General features: G+C 36.3%; 2 protein-coding genes. Both read right to left on the bottom strand.

Going from position 1 to position 1,838, the window contains the following annotated elements; all coding sequences use genetic code 11:
• Nucleotides 1-611 precede the first annotated feature (611 nt).
• The gene (locus tag BLS33_RS24520; protein WP_262495093.1) at nucleotides 612-1,346 is read right to left on the bottom strand and encodes a DUF4185 domain-containing protein; all 735 of its coding nucleotides are present in this window, start codon (nucleotides 1,344-1,346) and stop codon (nucleotides 612-614) included.
• A gap of 27 nt (nucleotides 1,347-1,373) precedes the next feature.
• The gene (locus tag BLS33_RS24515) at nucleotides 1,374-1,706 is read right to left on the bottom strand and encodes a hypothetical protein (protein WP_089895974.1); all 333 of its coding nucleotides are present in this window, start codon (nucleotides 1,704-1,706) and stop codon (nucleotides 1,374-1,376) included.
• Nucleotides 1,707-1,838: the final 132 nt, after the last annotated feature.

The following is a 1,838-nucleotide window of genomic DNA, read 5'->3' as shown; positions in this document are numbered from 1 at the left end:
TTAGGGCACACCAAACTTTCGACTACGCAAATTTATGCTCGGGTGGTTGAAAAGAAGGTAGGGGAAGATATGCAGAATTTGATGGCCAAGATGAAGCAAAAGAATTATAGGGGAGGAGGTCAATTATTAGGGAAGGCTATGATAACAAATTGATTACTCAATCTGTTTCCTAAAATTTCAAAGAAAAAACTTGTTTTTTGACACAGTACCTATGGCAAGTAGGGCAGGCAAGGAAACTTTTCATTTCCGTCTGCGCACGTAGCCAAAGCTTATTGTTTAGATTTATTTTTTTCTTGTCCAAAGCAAATCCATGATTTTGCGAGCCCATAAAAATAGACAAACCATTGGATTTTAAACCTTAGCCCGCATTACACATAGTTTCTGTTAGCAAACCGTCTTGATTTTTTGCGACCGAGTAAGAGTCTACGTTCTGCTTGCGTTCTAAGTACGTTCGAGTAGAAAGTATTGCGTACTGTTCCAAAGTCAACCGAATCCGGCTAAAATCCATTTACGTCTGAATAAGAAGCTCATGTTTCATCAGAGGTTACGAGCGCAGAATCACGAATCTACCCGAAATTTATATTATGAACAAAATGTTAGCCTTAGCTTTTCTATTTGTCAGTGATGAATTTTCCTCTAATCATGTTGAATGAGTCATTTTCTTTTCGTCCAGTGAAAATCAAGGAGAAGCTTTTACCATCTGGACTTAGCCATTTATTTGCAAAATTCCAGTAAAATGTATTTAAAGGAATAAATCCTTCCCCCCAAGAATTATCATAAATAACAGTAGTCCATGGTCCCCAAGGTTCTGGTGCATCAAATATGCCAATGTTCCCTCGATGAGTTTCAGTATGTTCTGTTGTCAAAAAATATCTTTCAAGTTTAGAGTTATAGCTCACATTGATGCACCATCCAACACCATCTGGGTTTTCAAAGACAGGTTGTCGTTCGTTAATATTTTTTATCCATATTGGTTTATCTCTTTTAGTACCACCGAAAAATGAATATGCATTCTTCATTAGGATAGAGTCTTTATGAACTCTAGCTAAATCGATGAGTCCGGGTTTTTGACAATTTAACCAATCTACTTTATCTTCATAATTATCGGGTCCTTTGTAAGATTGAAAAGGAATCAGATACATATAAACAAAATCATCTTTAGCATTTTCATAGTCTTTATCAAAATTGCAAATGGTTGGCATCATAATTCTTTCTTCTCTAGTAAAAGTCCAATTTGCAAATTCCCATGTTGCACCGTGATTTTCAGAATACGCAATCTTTGCTTGATTAAATTGGTCTTTATTGGTTTGAAACATACCACACCACATGTATAGGATTCCATCAATGCAAATAATACCGTAACTTTTAGCAATTTATCTATGGTCGTTTTCACCGTTATGTCCTCCCCATACATTAAAAGCTTTAAAATCGTCCCAATTTCCTTCTAAACGAGCGACTCCAATACTTGATCTTCCGAGACCATTGGTTCCACCAAATCCCCCACCATCTCCCCAAACGGTGTATTGCTTGTTATCATCAGCCCATGTAATCGGCCAGTTATCGCTGCCAGGTGCTAGACTGATATGGGTAGACCAGTCAAACTCAATTTCTTTAATAATCGAACTTGGAGCATATGGTATATTTTGAGAAAGCACTATTGTAGCATTTGCAATTAATATAATTATTATAGTCAATTTTGCTCTCATTGGGTATTTAGTTAAATGTTGCCAACGTTTCGCCTAAGCGTAGTTGCTCTGGCGTTTTTTTTGGTGTAGAATTAGTTTGATATAAAAGTAGGGAACCAAATTCAATTAACCCTTTGAAAGCAATTACTTATA

The sequence above is a fragment of the Kriegella aquimaris genome, from assembly GCF_900103215.1.
GTDB classification, from domain to species: domain Bacteria; phylum Bacteroidota; class Bacteroidia; order Flavobacteriales; family Flavobacteriaceae; genus Kriegella; species Kriegella aquimaris.
Note: the sequence above shows the minus strand (reverse complement) of the source record. Positions and strands in the feature narration are given on the sequence as shown.